This is a genomic window from Blautia sp. DFI.6.71, from assembly GCF_020593585.1.
GTDB classification, from domain to species: domain Bacteria; phylum Bacillota; class Clostridia; order Lachnospirales; family Lachnospiraceae; genus Blautia_A; species Blautia_A wexlerae.
This window is the reverse complement of record NZ_JAJDMJ010000141.1, coordinates 1-949: the sequence shown is the minus strand read 5'-3', so window position 1 is coordinate 949 and position 949 is coordinate 1. Positions and strand designations below refer to the sequence as shown.

The 949-nt window shown below is 41.9% G+C and carries 1 protein-coding gene; it reads right to left on the bottom strand.

The window, feature by feature from the left end; all coding sequences use genetic code 11:
- Window positions 1-240 precede the first annotated feature (240 nt).
- Window positions 241-949 (bottom strand): IS256 family transposase (locus tag LJE12_RS19610; protein ID WP_227292401.1); only part of this gene is annotated, 709 nt, incomplete at its 5' end.

The window sequence follows — 949 nt, the reverse complement described above, 5'->3', positions numbered from 1 at the left end:
GCTGTCGAATATATCTTTGTACTTACAGTATTGCCATGTAGGAAAATTATATACATCATTTTCGATTTTTTTGCATGACAAGTAAGGCATCATGATCATTGCCTTTTGTGGGCTCTGCCCACACCCGACCTCTGGAATAGGATCGGAAATTTCTGGCAATAATATAAATGCCGAAGGAATAGACAGAGAGCAGGAATGAGGGGCTTAAAAGAGCTTCCCCATTCCTGCTTTTCTTTTCTCTTACAGATAAGCAGTGAGCCGTTCTCCGTAAAGGACTATCAGCTGATTCAATACCTGATCCCAGTTCCGGTATCTCTGCGTCCACTTTTTGACTACGTTCTCGCTGGCAAGATACAGCATCTTTTCCAATGCAGGATCGCTTGGGAATACGCTTTTCGTTTTCGTGACTTTCCGATACTGGCGGTTCAATCCTTCTATGATATTTGTCGTGTACATAATGCGTCTGATATCATTAGAAAACTGGAAAAAGGAACTTACATCTTCCCAATTATTTTCCCAGTTACTGATCGCGTACGGATATTTCTTCCCCCATTTTTCTTTCATGTTCTCCAGCTCTGTTAAAGCGGCTGTTTCGTTCGGAGCATTGTACACTTCTTTGAAATCCGAGGAAAACTTTTTCAGATCATTATAATTTACATATTTGAAAGAATTGCGTAGCATATGGATCACACATCTCTGGATCTCTGCCTGCGGATAAACTGCCTGAATAGCTTCTTTAAAACCCGGAAGACCATCCACACAGAAGAAAAGGACATCTTTTACTCCGCGGTTCTTAAGATCATTAAGCATCCCAAGCCAGAACTTGCTGGTTTCATTTGCGCCTGCTGTGATGCTGAGGATATCTTTGTATCCCTCCACTGTAACGCCAGGAACTACATACGCAGCACGACTCAGGATTCTGCCATCCTCACGTACTTTATAATGAATA